Raw genomic sequence first — 17,058 nt, forward strand, 5'->3', positions numbered from 1 at the left:
CGCTTCGCGCATGGTGTCGTGGCGCTCACATACCGTCCGCACTGGCTGCTATCCGCCGTCGGCCGAACAAGGCGGTCGCGAACTTCAAAATGGGGTGCCTGCTCTTCTCGCAAGATGCGCCCAAGGCGCCGGCGCTGGGGCGCGGTCAAGCGGGCGTGGCAAGGTGCCGCCTGCGGATCGTCGACCCTAGGATAATTGGCAAGAAGCGGCCCTTGCATGCGGCGGCCGAAGGCCGGGTGTTGATTGAGACACTCGGCCTAAGTTGAGCCCAAGTGGATTTCGACATAACCAGCTCTACGAATCGACCAACGGTGTCGACCGAGGTCCGGCACTAGATGCAATCAGTCGGCCTGATTTTCAGCAATTCCTGATTTTCACCAACCTTTGTGAAGTTCATAAGAAAGGTCGAGGGGTGCCTAACCAGCTCTTCACCATAATGACAACGGCTTCGGAACCTTCATGGCCGCAGCGGACTTCTCGGCTTCATTATGAATTCGAATGAAGGGGCCCCTGCATGAAAGTCACCGCAGCAGGCATCGACCGCATCAAGATCGGCAATGCGGACGCGAGCGGCCAAGGCGCGCATTTCGTCGTTTGGCTTTATCTTCAGGTTGACGAAGGCGGCACGCAGACCGGTCAGGAGCTGGTGGTATCGGTGCCGTACGATGCGCAAATGACGTTCGATGATCTCGCTACCCAGGCTTTCGAGAAGGCGCACGCCATGCTTCGCGCCTGCTGCGAGATTGATGAGACCATGTGGTGGAAGCAGTTCAACCGCAGCCTGGCGCCGTTGCCCGAATGGACGCCCGGCGCCCAATAGTTGGTCGTCGGCGAACCAGGCGTGGAGACTGGCTGGACGCTGGCCCCCGCAATGGGGATGGGGATTCAGTTCGCATCGTCTGCTTCAGGCGCATGACGACCTCCAGCATGTCACCCTGCGATGTCCGCGTCCGGGCAGAAGCTAAGTTTGCATCAATGGCCGAGATGAAGGCGCAAAGCTCCCGTTCAATTCAGGATCGTAACCCTGGGCTTGCAAACAACGTGAATCAGGCGTCGGGACCCCCTCAGGAAAGGCGCCGTCGCCCGCGCAGCAATTGGCGATAGCCGCGCTCGACCATCTTCAGGCCGTCGCGAACTAAGCGAAACGTCTGATATCGAAAAGCCGAGTCATGCCAGTCGGCGGCGCTGACCAGTCGCCGACCGAACAAGGCGGTCGCGACTTCAAAATGAGATGCCTGCTCTTCCCGGCCATCGAGGCATCGCAGCATGTGGCCAAGGCGTCGGCGCTGGGCCGCGGTCAAGCGGGACGTCGGGAAGGTGCTGCCTGTGAGCAATTGTGAATGCGATCGAGAAGGCTGGAATTGAAGTACTGCCCGATAATGGAATTCTGTTGCGAAAGAGCAGTTGATCGCGGCTTCACCGCTGAAGCCCTGTTTTAGACGCCGAAGCCTGTCCGGCCGAAGCCGAACGGGCTTGGTACCTGTTACTCGCCGTTGCGGCGATTGGGGCGGGACCAGATGAGGCTGTGGCCCTCGCCTTCCTCGTCGGCGAAGAGGTTGGCGTAGATCGGAGCGGTGAAGCTCGGATCGTCCAGCTTGAGCCCTAGATAATCCCGGCCCTCGTTGGAGCTCTTGGACCAGGCGGCGCCGATCTCGGCCTTGCCGACCACCACGCGGTGGCTTGGAGCGTTCTCGCCGCTGGCCCGGGTGTCGGGAACGATGCGCACGCCCCTGGCCTGGACGCTGAGGGTGACGATCTCGCCGGTGAACTCGTTCGCATTGGTCTTCTTGAAGGTGCCGATGGTAGCCATTTTCAGTCTCCGTTCTCGTTTCCGAGCCCGCACCATGCGGCCTCGATGGCGATCGTGTGGCCGAAGGCGACCGCCGCCGCATCGCTTGCGACCGCAGTGAAGCGCAGGATGGCGCAGGCGCGCGTTTCTTGGTTGCGCGAGGAATGGGCTTCGCCCAGGGGAAGAAAAGCGTGACGCGCCATTGCGGCATAGGCGGTCGAGGCTTCAGCCGTCCTTCTGCCAGATCAGCCCGTTCGAGAGGTCGTTGGTGCGCTCTGTGAAATGGCCGACGGAGGCAATGGCACCATGCGGGATCAACAAAGATTAAGCGGACTTGCCTTTTCCCTCCAGTGCCACGCGCACGCTTACTTGGAGCGGCTCACTGCTCGGATCGACATGCCTTCGCCCGCGCGGCAGCGTCGACGTGTCGTGCTACGGGCGTAAGGCCATTTGGATCGCCCTTCCCGCAGATCTATGATGACGTTTGTTGGACACTTTGGGAGTCGGCGGCGAAAGAAGCTTTTGGAAGCTACTTTTTTTGCGCGGCATTGTATGGGTCCCTCATTTGGGTCGGAACCCACTGACCGCAATCGGTCCGGATCGTCCAAAGTCCGCCGTTCTGCCCGCGACCCGAAGCAGACATTCACCGGCTGGCGGCTCACGCACCGGACGATGATCATCCAAAACCAGTACTAGGGCGGAAAGAGGTCTCCTTCGCGAAAGTCGAGGGTGCCCTAACCGGCTCCTATCAATGCATCATACCGGCAACCGTCACGGAGCCTTCCTGATTGCACGCTGGGGTTAATCTGAGTTCGAATGGAGAGTTCCTGCGTGAAAGCCGCCCCAGAGGGATCGACCGCATCCAGATCGGCAATGCGGACGCGAGCGGCCAAGGGGCGCATTTCGCCTCTCCGGCTGCCAGGGCTGTTCAGCCACCCGCACTCAGAATGCCTTGGTCCTTCCGTCTGGCCAGCAATGTCGTCAGCCAATCCGGATCCATTTCCGGCACGGACGAGAGAAGCAGTTCGGTGTAGGCTGCGTGGGGTGGTGTCAGTATCTCGGTTTTCAAGCCCTGCTCCACCACCTTCCCTTGATGCATGACCACGACCTCGTCCGCGATTGCTCTTACCGTCGCGATATCGTGGGTGATGAAGATATAGCTGACGCCGAGTTCGTGCTGCAGGCGCATCAGGAGCGTCAAGATTTCTTCCTGTATAATCTGATCGAGTGCCGAGGTGACCTCGTCGCAAATGATAAGCTCCGGATCGGCGGCGAGCGCACGCGCGATGCAGATTCGCTGCTTTTGGCCTCCCGACAATTCGCCGGGCAGCCGGTCGAGGAAACTTTCATCCATCTCGATCATGTGCATCAACTCGCTGATCCGATGATCAAGCTGCCGCCCTTTTAGCCCCAGATAAAATTCGAGCGGACGCGCGATTATGTCTTCTACGGTCTGGCGCGGGTTAAGGGCGCTGTCGGGTGACTGATAAATCATTTGGATACGGCGCAGAAGGTCCTTCGAGCGTTGCTTTAGCGACAAGGGAAGCGGCCTGCCGTCAAACGAGATGGACCCGGACATGGCAGGCAGCAAACCGGTAACGACGCGGGCGAGCGTCGATTTCCCCGACCCTGACTCGCCGACCACTGCGACCGTTCGGCCGCGTGGTACCTTGGTGGACACATCAAGGAGCACCTTGACCTTTCCAGCGTAGGCCGCGGTCACATTGTCGATGGTCAATAGATGATCCTCGGTCCGAATCTCGGGCTTGGCAAGCTTGCGCACGGCCCAAAGGGTCCGAGTGTATTCTTGGGTGGGAGCCGTGAGCATCTGCCGCGTATCGGCTTCCTCAACAGTTTGTCCGTGTCGCAAGACCATGATTCGGTCCGCCATCTGCGCCACTACGGCCAGATCGTGAGTCACATAGATCGCTGCTGTGTTAAATTCCTCAACAATCCTGCGGATCGACGCAAGGACCTCCACTTGCGTGGTCACATCCAGCGCAGTTGTCGGCTCATCAAACACGATCAGGTCGGGCCGGCAAGCCATGGCCATTGCCGTCATCGCTCGCTGCAATTGGCCGCCGGATACCTGATGCGGATACCGGAAGCCGATGGCCTTAGGCTCCGGAAGCTGGAGACGTCGATAAAGCTCCACCGCATCGCGAGTGGCCTTATCTCGGCTGGCGATGCCGTGCGCAACTGCCGTTTCAACCGTCTGGTCGAGGAGCCGGTGAGCAGGGTTGAACCAGACGGCTGCGCTTTGCGCCACATAGGCAATGCGCGAGCCTCGAAGCCGCCGACGACGGGCTTCGCTCATGGACAAAAGATCGGCACCGTCGAACAGCACCGAGCCCTGGGTAATACGGCACCCCGGCTTGGCATACCCCATTGCGGCAAGGCCGATGGTCGATTTCCCGGCGCCGGATTCGCCAATCAATCCGAGCACTTCTCCGCGTTTAAGCGAGAGATCCACGCCGCGCACGATCGGGAGCCAGCGCTCGTCGGAGAAGCCTTCAACGTGGAGGCCCCGAATCTCGAGAAGATCTGTTCCCTTTTCGCGCACGGCGGCACTGCTAGTTTTCATCACGCAGCCCGCTAGTTGAATGCAAAAACCAGTCCACGACAAAGTTCACCGCTACTGTGAGAAGCGCAATGGCGCCGGCCGGCAGTAGCGGCGTGACGTCGCCATAAGTGATCAGCGTGGCGTTTTCCCGCACCATCGACCCCCAGTCAGCCGATGGCGGCTGTATGCCGACCCCCAGGAACGATAATGCTGCAATCGTCAGAAACACAAAACAGAATCGCAGACCAAATTCCGCGATGAGCGGCGGCAGAATGTTGGGCAGGATTTCTCTGCGCAGAATCCAAGCGGGGCCTTCACCGCGCAATTGCGCGACTTCGACATACTCCATCACCGCTACGTTGAGCCCGACGGCTCGCGCCAAACGGAACACACGCGTGGAATCGAGCAGCGCTATGATCAATATAAGGCTAGTTATCGAAGAGCCGAATATAGAGAGGAGCATCAGCGCGAAAATCAGGCTCGGGATCGACATCAACACATCCACCGCGCGTGACAATATCTGGTCAAGCCACCTCCGGTACATTGCCGCCAGAAGGCCGAGCGTCACGCCCGCTGCAAACGATATGACCGTTGTCGCGAAGGCGATGCCGATCGTGTTGCGGGCCCCGTAGATCAGTCGAGTGAGCATGTCGCGACCGAGTTGGTCGGTACCGAACACGAACTCCTGGCTCCAGGGCGCGAATGCCTCGCTAAAGACCTGAGTCTCTCGATAAGGAGCGATCACAGGCGCAAATACAGCGACCAGAATGTAGCAGAGGGTTACACCCATTCCGAACCAGGCGCTGAGCGGCGCCTTCTTCAGCGCTATCCTCATGCGAGATCGGCGTGTGCGCCTTAGCCTGGGCGCTCTCGTGGTCTCGATGAGGGGCTCCGCACTTGTCATCTTGGGTGCAAAAGCCTCGGATTGGTTGCGATCGAAATGATATCGGCAATCAGGTTGAGCAAGATGTAGGTGGCGGCGAAGACGAGGGCGCAGGCCTGCACGACCGGTACGTCTCTCGATTTCACGGCATCGACCATCAGTTGGCCGACGCCGGGGTAGACGAACACCACCTCGACAACCACGACGCCAACGATGAGATAGGCAAGATTGAAAGCGACAACCGTCACGATCGGGGCCCAGGCGTTTGGCAAAGCGTGTCGAAGCACGACCACCATTGGCGTCATTCCCTTCAACCGAGCCATGTCGATATAGGGGCTTGAAAGCATGTTGATGATCGCCGCGCGCGTCATTCGCATCATGTGAGCGACGATGACGAGTGTGAGAGTGATCGACGGCAGGGCTGCGCGCCAGACGTGCTGCCAAAAGGGCGTCTGATCGTTGATATTCGCCAGGGTCGGGAACTTCGGTATGACGTTCAAGGTCCAGTTGATCGAAGCCGCGAGCCAGACGGGTAAAGATTGTGCGAGTTCCGTGCCAGCGAACGTATCGCGCGAAATGATCAGGAAAGCGAGCATGTAAGCGACGAAGAATTCAGGGAACGAAATTGTCGTAAGCGTCACCGTGTTGACAAGCCGATCGAACCAGCTGTTGCGGTAGAGGGCCGCAAGAATGCCCAACCCCAGCGCCAGCGGTACCGCGATGAGCGCAGTCATGACGGCCAGGAACATAGTGTTGTAGAGACGAGGTGCGATAATTTCCGCGACGGTGCGCCGGTAGCCGGTTCGGCTGGCGAAGGAGGATCCAAAGTCACCCTTTGCCATCTTACCCATCCAACTGAAATAGCGTGCGATTGGCGGGCGATCGAGGCCGATCTCGTGTTGAAGGGCCGCGACTGTGTCGGGGGTGGCAGATTGGCCGAGCGTCGCCTTGGCGAAATCGCCAGGCAGCATAGCGATCGCCGAAAAGATGATAATCGAAACGACGAACAACGTGAGCAGGCCGAGGCCTAACCGTTGCAGGACCGTTTTTAGGACCGGATTCATACGCATACGCGCATTCCCAAATGCGCGCCGTCCATTTCGCACGGCGCGCTTGGCGAACAAATCTTATGCCACAGCCATCCACCAGCGCTCGGCCATCTTCAGTCCGTCATTTTCCCAGTTCGGCGCCACGTCGCCATGGGCCAGTTTCTTGGACTTGGCGCTGACGAAGTTGTTGAACACCAGCACGATAGTGCCGCCATCGTCATGGGTCAGCTGCTGCATTTCGGCATACATGGCCGCGCGCTTAGCCTCATCCGTCTCGGCTCGGGCTTGGACGAGCAATTCGTTGAAGCGGGGATTCTTCCAAAACGACTCGTTCCAACTGGATTCGGCTGCGAAGGCCTGCGTGAACATCCAGTCGGCCGTCGCGCGACCGCTCCAATAAGATGCGCACCACGGCTTCTTGAGCCAGATATTGTCCCAATAAGCGTCCTCGGCCTCGCGCACCACATTGACGTCGATGCCGCACTGTGCGGCCGTCTCACGAATGAGTGCGGCCGCGTCTACCGCCCCAGCGAAAGCGGCGTCGGCGACCGAGAGATCGACCTTCAGCTTTTCCAGCCCCGCCTTCTTCAGATAATGGCGCGCCTTGTCGGGATCGAAACTGTGTTGCGGCTCCGGGTTCTTGTAGAACTTGATCGCCGGCGCGATTGGATCGTCATTGGCAACGGTAGCATGGCCGAGGAAGATCTTGTCGGCGATTTCTTGTCGGTTGATCGCCCATTTCATTGCCATGCGAACATCCGGATTGTCGAAGGGCGCCATGGTGACGTTCATCGGCAAAGTATAATGCCCGTACCCGGTAATCTCGATGACGTCGAGTTTTGGATTACGCTTCAACATGCCGAGCGTCTTCAGATCGGCGCGGCCGATATAGTCCACTTCCCCGGTCGAGAGCGCCGCCATGCGCGCGGCCAAATCCGTAATAGCGATGAATTCCACCTCATCCAGGTAAGGCTTGCCATTCTTGAAATAATTCGGATTGCGCTTGAGCTTGGCCGAGACGCCAGGCTGGAAATTCTCGAGCACGAATGCGCCAGTGCGCGCGCCCGAAGCCCAATCCGCTTTCCCGTCAGCGCTCGGCATGATCACGAGATGATAATCGCTCATAATGTAGGGGAAATCGGCGTTGCCGCTGTCGAGTGTGAAGAGAACCGTTTCTGGGCCGTCCGCCTTGATGTCCTTCACAGACGCAAGCAGAGGCTTCGCCGCAGATTTGGTGTCGGCGCCCATGTGATACCGCATAGAGGTCACGACATCGTCTGCCGTCACCCTCTTGCCATTGTGGAAGGTCGCTCCCTTGCGCAGCTTGAACACCCACGTCTTGGCGCCATTGGAAGATTCGAAGCTTTCTGCCAGGTCCGGCTGTATGCCGCCCTTCGCATCCACCTCGGTCAGGCTGTTGGACATAGCGCCTGAAAAGGCGGTTTGGGAGAAAGTGTCGGGATACCCAGCCGGATCAATAGAATCTGTCGTCGCTCCATGCGCCATGCCGAGCTTGGCGAAACCGCCTTGCTGCGGTTCTGCTCGTGCCGCAGTGACAAAGAGCTGATCTGCGGCGACGACGGTCAGGCCTGCCGCCAATCCTAGATGGATGAAGTCACGCCGCGAAACCTTGCCGCTCCCGATAAGACCTTTCGCGATGCGCAGTTTGTACTCTGATTCCGACATTGCCGTTCTCCCATTTGCGGATTTTCCGCGTTCTTTTTTCAACCGTCGTCAAACACGCGATGCGTAAGTGCTCTGTCTTTTCCTTTTCCGCTTCCTTCGTCTGGCTACCGCTCTTGCAAGATCAGGCAGTCACATAGATGTTGCCGTCCTCAACCATGACGGGGAACGTTCGTGCACGCACGGTGGGGTCGACCAGCGCCGAACCCGTTTTGATGTCGAACTCCCAGCCATGCCAGGCGCAGCGTACGATCTCGTTTTCCCTGTGATAGACAAACCGCGCTTCGTCGACCGGCGCGGTGGTTCCGCATTGCGGGCCCTCACACAGCGGTGCCCCGCGATGCGGACAGATATTGAGCAGCGCGTGGAAAGTCTCTCCAATGCGAAACACGCCCACGGAAAGGCTGCGAACTTTTGCAATGACGGGTGTGCCCGCTTCGATCTCGTCGACGCGACAGATGAAGATTTTCTCGGCCATGTTCTGCTCCGTCAGGCAGCATTCGCGGTAAGAATGGGAGAAATGCGCTTGTAAACGTCGAGTGCATTTTGACCCATCACCTTCGTCCTCCAAGTAGGAGGAATGTGCAGCGTGTTGGCATCGTCGTAGTCCCAATGCGGATAGTCTGACGCAAACATCAGGGTGTTCTCACCGTCCATCGCTTCCAGAATGGACCAGAGGTGCTGCACATTCGCGGGCTGCTCCAGGGGTTGTGTGGAAAACCGAATATTTCGGCGGCAGTACTCGGACGGCAGCATCTTCAGCCAAGGCGTCTCCTTGCGAAGCGCCTTGTAGTCGGCGTCGAGGCGCCACAGCACCGTCGGCACCCAGGCCACGCCGCATTCGACCACGACGAAATAGAGTTCGGGCCATTTCTCGAACACTCCATGCGCAATCATGCTGGCGACATGGCTGATCGCTGACATGTGCAGGATGGCGTGTGTTTCCCAGAAGAATGTCGTGGGGGCAGGCGCGACGGCGTTCCAGTTGATCCCCCCGTGGCCGCCGAGATGAATGGCGAATGGCAAGCCCATTTCCGCGCAGGCTTCGTAGATCGGGTGGTAGAAGGGATCGCCGTACGGCCGCACAGAGCCTTGGGAGGCTAGAACCTGGACCATGCGAGGGTGGCTGCCGAGCCGACGGATCTCGGCCGCCGCCTGCTTCGGATCCTGAGGCGCGATGATAATAGAACCCATGAAGCGGTTGTCCTTCGGCAACCATTCCGCGATCTGATAGTCATTGTAGGCACTGACCAGCGCACTGGCGTAATAAGGATTGGCCAGAGTCGAGGCTTCTATCGGCTCGTCACCGGTGAGGATCGCCACGCCGACATTGTATTTGTCGAGATGCTTTTCCTTCATGATCCGGTAGTTGTCGGCTTCGGTCTCAGGCCGCACGTCCTTTCGCGAGAAATCCTGCGGATGGAACCAGGGCCGATGGCCATGCGGGAACGATCCGCGGGGGCCAGTCTTTTCGCCCTCTATGAACATGTCCTTCCAGACACCCGAGAGGTAGGGCTCAAGCACCGTGGCGCTGGACCAGTAGTTATGGCAATCGCAGTCGACGATAAACACCTTAGCTTCGCTCCCTCTTCGCAGCCCGCGTTCTCCTAGCTGTTTCAGCTTCCGCCTTGACAAGTGTCGTATCAAGCCGATGATCTCATGATAATGATCGGGTTTTTCGATTGGGGTTAGTCCGTGCAACTGGACCACATTGAGACGTTCCTCGACGTCATCGAATCGCGGAACTTCAACCGCACTGCCGACCGGCTGAACATTACGCAGTCGACTGTCAGCAGCCGGATCAAAAGTCTCGAAAACGCGGTAGGGTCGGAGCTTTTCCATCGTGGCCGCGCTGGCGCTGAACCTACAGCGGCGGGGCGACGTTTCGAAGCCTACGCGCGGGCGATGCTGTCGACCTGGTCGCAAGCGCGCCATGACGTGCGGGCCTTCAACCGATTTGAAGGAACCTTGCGCGTGGCAGCGCAGGTTGGCATGACACGCTCAGTGCTGCCTGGGTGGGTGGAGGCGCTCTGTCAGGCCCTTCCCAAAGCGTCGATCCATGTGGAATCCGACTATTCCAACCAGATGGTGACAGATCTCAGCATGGGGAATCTCGATATAGCCGTGCTCTACGCACCTCGCTATCTTCCCGAACTTGCGTATGACCACCTCATGGTCGAGGAATATGTAATGGTGTCGACCTTCGCCAGAACTATGCCTGAGGTCAATCCCGACAGCTACATTCGGCCCGGCTACACGGTCGTACTCGAAAAAGCCCATTCGGAGCTTATCCCTTCCCTCGCAATTTCGCGTCTTTCCATGGGATCCGAAAGTCTGGCAGAAGCGATGCTGCGGCGAACCGGGGGGAGTTGTTATATGCGCAACGACGATGCCCGGAGGTTTACGGCCGAGTGCCCCTCCTTCCTCGTCGAGGGCGCACCGACGCTTTACCAGCCCGTCCATACGGCCATGCTGGCCCGGCGCAAACATGAGCCGATCATCCGTAAAGGGCTTCGTGCGCTGCAGCTGGCGGTGATGTCGCTCGAGACCTAGATCGAAATTCCCGATTGATAACCAGGGCTCAGCCCACTGTTCCGGAGAGGATCGGGCTGCCATGTTGGCGCGTCATTGAAGAGCCAAACATGAACGCACACACTTCGTTTCGGGCTACCGATTTTTCGGCAACGATGCGGCAGCGGCAATGGGCCGACGCATCGCCACAGGCAATGCTCTGCCGTCGGGTAATCGACGAGACTCACGACGTTAAGACATTTGTCTTCTCGGCTGCATCAGACCGCATGTTCTGCTTCAATGCAGGGCAATACGTGGTCCTTCACCTCATGATCGGCGGCGCCGCTGTGACCCGGTGCTATTCCGTTTCGTCCCCACCTACACGACCGCTCGACTTGCACATTACGGTCAAGCGAACACCAGGCGGGCTCGTTTCCAATTGGCTCCACGAGAATCTGCGGTCGGGCGACGAGATCATGACTGAAGGTCCCCTGGGCTCGTTCAAATTTGACGGATCGCCGAACCAAAAGCCTCTCTTTCTGGGGGGCGGCAGCGGGATCACGCCTCTTATGTCGATGCTGCGAACCTTGACCGACAGAGCTTCCGATTTGGACGTGCGTCTCATCTACTGCGTGCGATCGCCGCGGGATCTCATCTTCAGATCGGAACTTGACGCTCTCGCTGCCCGATTCCCCAATCTGGGCGTGACATGCATCTGTTCCAGGAAAGATTCCTCCTGGGCAGGACGGACCGGCCGCGTAGATGGGCCTATGCTCCTACGCCTCGTTCCTGATCTTGGCGAGCGCACGGTCTACGCTTGCGGCCCCGAACAGTATATGAAAACCCTGCGAGACGGTCTTGGCGAAGCAGGGGTTCATACACGCGGATACCATGAGGAGAGCTTCGGGGGCGACCGGGGCGGCGTTGCTCCGGACTTGGAATCTGCCGTTTTGTCCTCGGTCCATTTCGCCCGTTCTGGATTGGAGCATTGCTGCGCCCCCGGAGAGACCCTGCTCGAAGCGGCGCGCAACTGTGGTGTCTACGTTCCCACCGGCTGCCAGCAGGGAATTTGCGGCACATGCCGTGTCGCAAAGCTATCGGGCGAGGTTGCGGCGGATGATCTTGGGGGACTCACTCCCGAAGAAAAATCGGCGGGCTTTGTCCTGGCCTGCTGCAGCCGCGCGCGAGGCGCCGTTTTACTCGATCTTTGACCTTGGTTGGTTCTGAGCGGGTGATCTCCCAATTGACGGCAAGCTGGTCTCGCCTGCGATTTCAGCTGAATTCAATGCCTGAGCTTCTAGAAAGGCAGACTCAAGGCTTTGTGGCCATTTGCCTCCGATGGACGGCATTAGTGCCTGAGGCAGCATCAAAATCTAAGCTGGACTACGTGGAGGAGTTCACGCGTTCCACGGAGTTCAGCGGCGATATCTGTTGCCATGGAGTGGCCACTGAGGGCCGATTTGAGGCGCGAAGCTCCCGTTCACTTCAGAGTCATAGGCCTGGCCGGCAGACAAAGCAATTAGCGAACCATGCGGGCGGCTGAACCCTTTCAGGAGTGACGCCGTCGCCCGCGCAGCAATTGGCGATAGCCGCGCTCGACCATCTTCAGGCCGTCGCGAACTAAGCGAAACGTCTGATATCGAAAAGCCGAGTCATGCCAGTCGGCGGCGCTGACCAGTCGCCGACCGAACAAGGCGGTCGCGACTTCAAAATGAGATGCCTGCTCTTCCCGGCCATCGAGGCATCGCAGCATGTGACCAAGGCGACTGCGCTGGGCCGCGGTCAAGCGGGCGTCGGGAAGCTGTTGCCTGTGGATCGAGCGGATGAACCGCTCGATGGCTTGCAGCCGGTCGTGCGCCATGTCGTCCAGCGGTATGATGGCGGCGAGCGGTTCGCGTGGCTTCGTGCCGCCAAGAAGCGAAAGTTGAATGCCGCCAAGCGACGAACGCAAGTGAAGACCGACCTCGTCACGCCGGCCCGCGGCCAGTTGGACGTCGGAGGCGCTGCCCTGGCCCGTGCGCAGTTGGGGCGGAGCCTCGACCAGGCTGATGACCCCAGGGTCAATCTCAGGCGCCCAATAGACGGGCTGCTCGACCGCGGACCGGTCAGGCCGGGCGGCGAAACTGCAAACCCCAGCGCTTGCGTAATGCGCGCAGGGCCTTGATTGAGCGGGACATTGCGAAGTCCTGCTGATATTGCGGATTGCGTCGCAGGAATTCCCAGGCAATCTCATCGGCGGCGGCGCCTTTGATAAATGCATATGCCTGTGGATCACGCCACTGCGATGTATCCGGCTTCATCCGCATCCTTCCCTTGTCAACGATTTGATAGGGGGACGCGGTGTTAAGCGAAATCCTTGGATTCCGTCATTGACGAATGGACGAGGAGAGACTTCGGCGCCGAGCGCTCAGGCCGGGACTCTAGCGAGGTCTATTGGCTTGCGCCGTGCAGTATTTTGAATGTGTTCGTCCAGCTGCGATAGGCCTCGTCATCACCTTGGCTCCACGCGCTGAAGGCGCGCCAGGCCGCGAAAGACGAGGCGGGCTGCTCTAACAGCGAGCCGATCGATTGGTCGCCGGCGGGCCAGCCGGCCGGCTGGTCGCATATCGCGTCATGAGCGAGACGCCGCAGGTCGGCCAATGCAGAGCGGATGTGCGGCAGCGGAAATTCGAAGATGTCGGTGTTGTCATTCGCTTCCCGAACCACGACCGCAAGCTTGGCGATCACGCCCGCCAACGATTGTGCCGGCGTCGCCGCGATCTCAGCCAACAGAGCGTCGGCCTTCTCAGCATCATCGTTCTCCGCCGTCCGCGCATCGACATTGCCCGGATTGGCGATATCCCCCTCCCCGCGCACGATGACATCGCCCGTAGACAAGGCCGCACCGCTCTCAAAAAGATCTTCCTCCACCTGCTGCTGCCGCACGCCCGAGACCAACATCGCAACGTGCGCATGAATCCAATCGAGAGATAATACTACGACAGGGTCCACTGCCGGCTGGCTGTCCACGATTGATGAGGTTTGCGAAGCTGGCCGATTTCCACTCACTCGCTCGGCCCCTTTCTCACTCGTGACGAAAGGACAAGTCGTGGCTATTGTCAGAATCAGGGACGATTCTGAGCTATCAACGACGTCGTGCAGTGGGGCCAAGCGAAGCTATTCCGCCAGGCCTCACCAATGACTTCCGTAGGGTTGTATACTAAAAGCGGCTTTTTTGACCTATGTCAACCAAAAAGAACGATTTTGAGAGCGAAGCAATTTCTGTTCAGCAGTGTCGTGCTGCAAGAGCAATGCTCGAATGGAGCCAGGGCGACCTGGCCGAGGCAGCTGCTGTTTCGAGGACCACGATAGTAGACTTCGAGAGAAGTATTCGTATTCCGCACCGAAACAATCTCGCTGCGATCCGCCGTGCGTTCGAGGCAGCGGGTATAGAATTCCTTGCGGAGAACGGAGGCGGTGCCGGCCTGCGATTTGCGCGAAGCTCTGATCAGACCTAAAGGAATCTCGCCCGGCGCGCTTGCCGGGCGAGTGGATGTTGGTTCATTCGCCGTTGCGGCGGTTGGGGCGGGACCAGATGAGGCTGTGGCCCTCGCCTTCCTCATCGGCGAAGAGGTTGGCGTAGATCGGAGCGGTGAAGCTCGGGTCGTCCAGCTTGAGCCCGAGATAATCGCGGCCCTCGTTGGAGCGCTTGGACCAGGCGGCGCCGATTTCGGCCTTGCCGACCACCACGCGGTGGCTTGGAGCGTTCTCGCCGCTGGCGCGGGTGTCGGGAATAATGCGTACGTTCTTGGCCTGGACGCTGAGGGTGACGATCTCGCCGGTGAACTCGTTCGCATTGGTCTTCTTGAAGGTGCCGATGGTAGCCATTTTCAGTCTCCATTCTCGTTTCCGAGCCCGCACCATGCGGCCTCGATGGCGATTGTGTGGCCGAAGGCGACCGCCGCCGCATCGCTTGCGACCGCAGCCAAGCGCAGGATGGCGCAGGCGCGCGTTTCTTGGTTGCGCGAGGAATGCGGCTTCGCCCAGGGGAAGAAACTCGCGACGCGCCATTGCGGCATAGGCGTTCGAGGCTTCAGCCGTCCTTCGGCCAGATCAGCCCGTTCGAGAGGTCGTTGGTGCGCTCGGTCCAATGACTGACGGAGGCACTGGCGGCGTCGGTGGCTCAGAAACAAAGCGGATTCTGGCCGAGATCTCCGAGCTACGATGGCTTGCCTACATCAAGCCTCGGCCTACCCGGAGACAAGCGCCCATGACAACGACCATGAATGTCTTATTTGGGCCGTTTCCAGCCCGTCCGGTTTTGGACAAGCTTGGCGACAAGTTGACAGTCTCCAACGGATCTCAACGAATCTTAGAACAGCTGCGGTTGGCTTTGCCGGCCGGGCGAGCGCATTGTTGCGCACTAACGCTTGCGCAATAAAACCGGTACGACGTGGTGAAAAGCGATTCCCTCATCGCGGTGTTCACCCCCGGTAATCGCTGCAAACCATGCTGCCGCAGCGCCAAGCGCGGAGCCTGCAGCAGTGGCGAAGCTAAAAATGGCAGTTATGTGGGCTGAAAGGCGCACCGTGCTTTCGTTGAGTTGCGCGTCAGGGCGATTGACCACGGCGGCCGCGCCGTGGCCACCAATCATCGCCAAGAAAAACGCTGCTCCGAGTGTCGCTAGGGCCCAGACTGCGATGCCGTGTATGCCATCGCGGAATTCGCTTTCACTTTGGTTGCTATCTTCCCAGCGCGTGCGCATTCGTCCAGCTACATAACCGCCGGCTGCGGAACTTGCTACAGCAACGATAACTACCCACAGCCCGGCCACGAGCACATTCCAGGAGGCGCCACCGTTGGGAAGAGTCGGAGAACCCAGCGCCAAACCAGCGCTCGACCCGAATTGCAGAAGAACCACCGAAATGGCGCAAGCGATGACCCCCCCGCCAAATATGCCCCCCCACTCAAGATAGGACGATGTAGCCACCTTTGGGGTCACTGCAGCTCTTTCCGTTGGGGCTATTTTGGCCATGGTCTTACCGAAGTCCAAAAAATGATAGGATGAACAAAACGATCACGACGAGGCCAACAAGATAGATTATTCCGTTCACGACATCCTCCTCCTGATTGCGGACTGAAACACAACGTGTCCGTGATGTTTTGGTTGCAAAAGAGGCCCGGCCCGGAAACCTGGACATTCACGATAAGTGGAAATTCCAGCTGAGATCGGCATTCCCAATGATGTATGTCGCTCCGCCCGGCCTTATGGAAATTCGATCTCGCCGTCCACCACGTGGGTGAGGCCGGCGCCTTCCGCAGTCAGCGTCAGGCGGACCTTCAACTTTTTCTTGTCGCCGATTTGCCCATCGCGCATCGTCTCCTTGATCTTGCGCCGGGAGGGTGACGCCGACTTACTTCAGGAACTTGCGGATTGACATTTCTCTGGGCCACGAACGTCTCGTGGCCGGTATTTCTTCGATCCGAACCGGCCAAATCCCAGAGACGTGATGAATGGTGAGCGAAGCTCGATGAAGGCTCGGCCTTGGCGAAGGGGTCCTGCCAGTTCGCTGAAGGCTGCGATTTTCGCACCGCCCGTGACCCGAAGGCCTTGCTACGCGCTCTGCCGTCCCGCGGCTTCCAGAATGAGCTGGGCAATCTCATGCGGATGAGAAATCAACGACAAGTGGCTTGCCTTCACCTCTATGGTCTTTGCGTTCATGCGCTTGGCCATGAAGCGCTCGAGATTCGGATTGATCGTGCGATCCTCGCTCGAGACAGCGTACCAGCTCGGCTTCGAGCGCCAGGCCGCCTGCGTCGTCTTTCCGGAGAAAAGCTGGTCCGAGATCGGTGCCTGCACGGCATAAAGAATGCGCGCCTTGTCGTGCGCGATACCGCCGGCGAAATCCCGCAGGAAAGCCTCTTCGCTGAGTTTGCCATAGCCCCCGGACCAGACAAGGCCGGCGGAGGCGGGCGGCGCAGGGAAAGTCTTGGCGAGCGCCGTATAGTCTTCGGCGGCATCCGGCGCGCGGGACGCGACGTAGACGAGCGAGGAAACCTTCGGATCCATCCCCGCCTCGGTAACGATCATGCCGGCAAAGGAGTGTCCGACAAGTACGGTCGCTCCTTCCTGGAGCGCGATCGCACGACGCGTTGCCTCGACGCCCGCCTCCAGGGTGGTCAGCGGATGTTGGACAGCGGTAGCGTTGAAGCCAGCCTCCTGAAGAATTCCAATCACCTCCGACCAGCACGAGCCATCGGCATATGCGCCATGGACCAGGACGACATTGCGGACCTTGGGGCCTGTCAGTGCTCGCGCCATGTCGGCGCCAGTCAGCAGAGTTGTCGCCATTCCAGCGGCGAGTGCGGTCGAGAAAGTACGCCGGTCTATCATGATTGTGGGCTCCTTTGGGGATGGCTGACCTAAAATCCAACTCGCATCGAACAGCGAGTAGGGAGCCGCACGCTTGCCGCTCATATCCAGGCTTCGCAGTCGATCGAGGCTTCGTTACCGACGTCACTGCTTCGTGATATCGCCTTGCGTTCAACGAGCGGAGCTGTTCACGACTACGTTAACCAAGGCGATGCTGCCGTCTGGAGC

Annotated in this window: 18 protein-coding genes and 1 pseudogene; 4 read left to right on the forward strand and 15 right to left on the reverse strand. The window is 59.2% G+C overall.

Features of this window, described 5'->3' with window-relative positions; all coding sequences use genetic code 11:
• The first annotated feature begins 514 nt into the window (after positions 1-514).
• Positions 515-820: a hypothetical protein gene (locus LB523_RS17365; RefSeq protein WP_224518191.1), complete on the forward strand. Its 306-nt coding sequence runs from the start codon at positions 515-517 to the stop codon at positions 818-820.
• Between the two features lie 244 nt (positions 821-1,064).
• Here LB523_RS17365 and LB523_RS17370 read toward each other — a convergent pair whose 3' ends face one another.
• The 8 genes from LB523_RS17370 to LB523_RS17405 form a co-directional block, all read right to left on the reverse strand.
• Complete coding sequence (locus tag LB523_RS17370; protein WP_263493104.1) at positions 1,065-1,301, reverse strand: DUF2285 domain-containing protein; 237 nt, start codon at positions 1,299-1,301, stop codon at positions 1,065-1,067.
• Between the two features lie 182 nt (positions 1,302-1,483).
• Positions 1,484-1,810: a DUF736 domain-containing protein gene (locus tag LB523_RS17375; RefSeq protein ID WP_224605046.1), complete on the reverse strand. Its 327-nt coding sequence runs from the start codon at positions 1,808-1,810 to the stop codon at positions 1,484-1,486.
• 907 nt (positions 1,811-2,717) lie between these two features.
• Entirely contained in the window at positions 2,718-4,373 is a 1,656-nt protein-coding gene (locus LB523_RS17380) for an ABC transporter ATP-binding protein (protein WP_224605049.1), read from the reverse strand.
• The gene (locus LB523_RS17385) at positions 4,363-5,187 is read right to left on the reverse strand and encodes an ABC transporter permease (RefSeq protein ID WP_224605053.1); all 825 of its coding nucleotides are present in this window, start codon (positions 5,185-5,187) and stop codon (positions 4,363-4,365) included. Before LB523_RS17385 ends, LB523_RS17380 begins: the two co-directional genes overlap by 11 nt.
• A gap of 65 nt (positions 5,188-5,252) precedes the next feature.
• Positions 5,253-6,299: an ABC transporter permease gene (locus LB523_RS17390; protein WP_224605196.1), complete on the reverse strand. Its 1,047-nt coding sequence runs from the start codon at positions 6,297-6,299 to the stop codon at positions 5,253-5,255.
• Between the two features lie 63 nt (positions 6,300-6,362).
• The gene (locus LB523_RS17395) at positions 6,363-8,012 is read right to left on the reverse strand and encodes an ABC transporter substrate-binding protein (protein ID WP_224605055.1); all 1,650 of its coding nucleotides are present in this window, start codon (positions 8,010-8,012) and stop codon (positions 6,363-6,365) included.
• A gap of 79 nt (positions 8,013-8,091) precedes the next feature.
• Positions 8,092-8,445, reverse strand: a complete 354-nt coding sequence (locus tag LB523_RS17400; protein WP_224605058.1) for a Rieske (2Fe-2S) protein — start codon at positions 8,443-8,445, stop codon at positions 8,092-8,094.
• Positions 8,446-8,456: 11 nt separating this feature from the next.
• Positions 8,457-9,539 (reverse strand): amidohydrolase family protein, encoded by a 1,083-nt coding sequence (locus LB523_RS17405; RefSeq protein ID WP_224605063.1) that lies wholly within the window; start codon positions 9,537-9,539, stop codon positions 8,457-8,459.
• Positions 9,540-9,662: 123 nt separating this feature from the next.
• Here LB523_RS17405 and LB523_RS17410 point away from each other — a divergent pair, with 123 nt between their 5' ends.
• Together LB523_RS17410 and LB523_RS17415 are read left to right on the forward strand one after the other, a co-directional pair.
• On the forward strand, positions 9,663-10,520 hold the full coding sequence (locus LB523_RS17410; protein WP_224605064.1) for a LysR family transcriptional regulator: 858 nt from the start codon (positions 9,663-9,665) through the stop codon (positions 10,518-10,520).
• Positions 10,521-10,609: 89 nt separating this feature from the next.
• Entirely contained in the window at positions 10,610-11,689 is a 1,080-nt protein-coding gene (locus LB523_RS17415) for a hybrid-cluster NAD(P)-dependent oxidoreductase (protein WP_224605067.1), read from the forward strand.
• A 338-nt stretch (positions 11,690-12,027) separates the two neighbouring features.
• Here the strand turns inward: LB523_RS17415 and LB523_RS17420 are convergent, their stop codons facing one another.
• From LB523_RS17420 to LB523_RS17430, 3 genes are all read right to left on the reverse strand, one after another.
• Positions 12,028-12,429, reverse strand: coding sequence for a DUF2285 domain-containing protein (locus tag LB523_RS17420; protein ID WP_224605070.1), 402 nt, complete (start codon positions 12,427-12,429; stop codon positions 12,028-12,030).
• Between the two features lie 154 nt (positions 12,430-12,583).
• Positions 12,584-12,778 (reverse strand): transcriptional regulator domain-containing protein, encoded by a 195-nt coding sequence (locus LB523_RS17425; protein ID WP_224605074.1) that lies wholly within the window; start codon positions 12,776-12,778, stop codon positions 12,584-12,586.
• A 130-nt stretch (positions 12,779-12,908) separates the two neighbouring features.
• Positions 12,909-13,469, reverse strand: coding sequence for a hypothetical protein (locus tag LB523_RS17430; RefSeq protein ID WP_224605077.1), 561 nt, complete (start codon positions 13,467-13,469; stop codon positions 12,909-12,911).
• 230 nt (positions 13,470-13,699) lie between these two features.
• Here LB523_RS17430 and LB523_RS17435 point away from each other — a divergent pair, with 230 nt between their 5' ends.
• On the forward strand, positions 13,700-13,975 hold the full coding sequence (locus LB523_RS17435) for a helix-turn-helix transcriptional regulator (protein WP_263493105.1): 276 nt from the start codon (positions 13,700-13,702) through the stop codon (positions 13,973-13,975).
• 43 nt (positions 13,976-14,018) lie between these two features.
• Here the strand turns inward: LB523_RS17435 and LB523_RS17440 are convergent, their stop codons facing one another.
• The 4 genes and pseudogenes from LB523_RS17440 to LB523_RS17455 all read right to left on the reverse strand — a co-directional run bounded on the left by LB523_RS17440 (position 14,019) and on the right by LB523_RS17455 (position 16,854).
• Positions 14,019-14,345, reverse strand: coding sequence for a DUF736 domain-containing protein (locus LB523_RS17440; RefSeq protein WP_224605081.1), 327 nt, complete (start codon positions 14,343-14,345; stop codon positions 14,019-14,021).
• Positions 14,346-14,880: 535 nt separating this feature from the next.
• Positions 14,881-15,291, reverse strand: a complete 411-nt coding sequence (locus tag LB523_RS17445; protein WP_224605084.1) for a hypothetical protein — start codon at positions 15,289-15,291, stop codon at positions 14,881-14,883.
• A gap of 432 nt (positions 15,292-15,723) precedes the next feature.
• Positions 15,724-15,898, reverse strand: a pseudogene (locus LB523_RS17450) (DUF6494 family protein).
• Between the two features lie 173 nt (positions 15,899-16,071).
• Positions 16,072-16,854 (reverse strand): alpha/beta fold hydrolase, encoded by a 783-nt coding sequence (locus tag LB523_RS17455; RefSeq protein WP_224605203.1) that lies wholly within the window; start codon positions 16,852-16,854, stop codon positions 16,072-16,074.
• Between the last annotated feature and the right edge of the window lie 204 nt (positions 16,855-17,058).

The organism is Mesorhizobium sp. ESP-6-4 (assembly GCF_020164735.1).
Classification (GTDB): domain Bacteria; phylum Pseudomonadota; class Alphaproteobacteria; order Rhizobiales; family Rhizobiaceae; genus Mesorhizobium.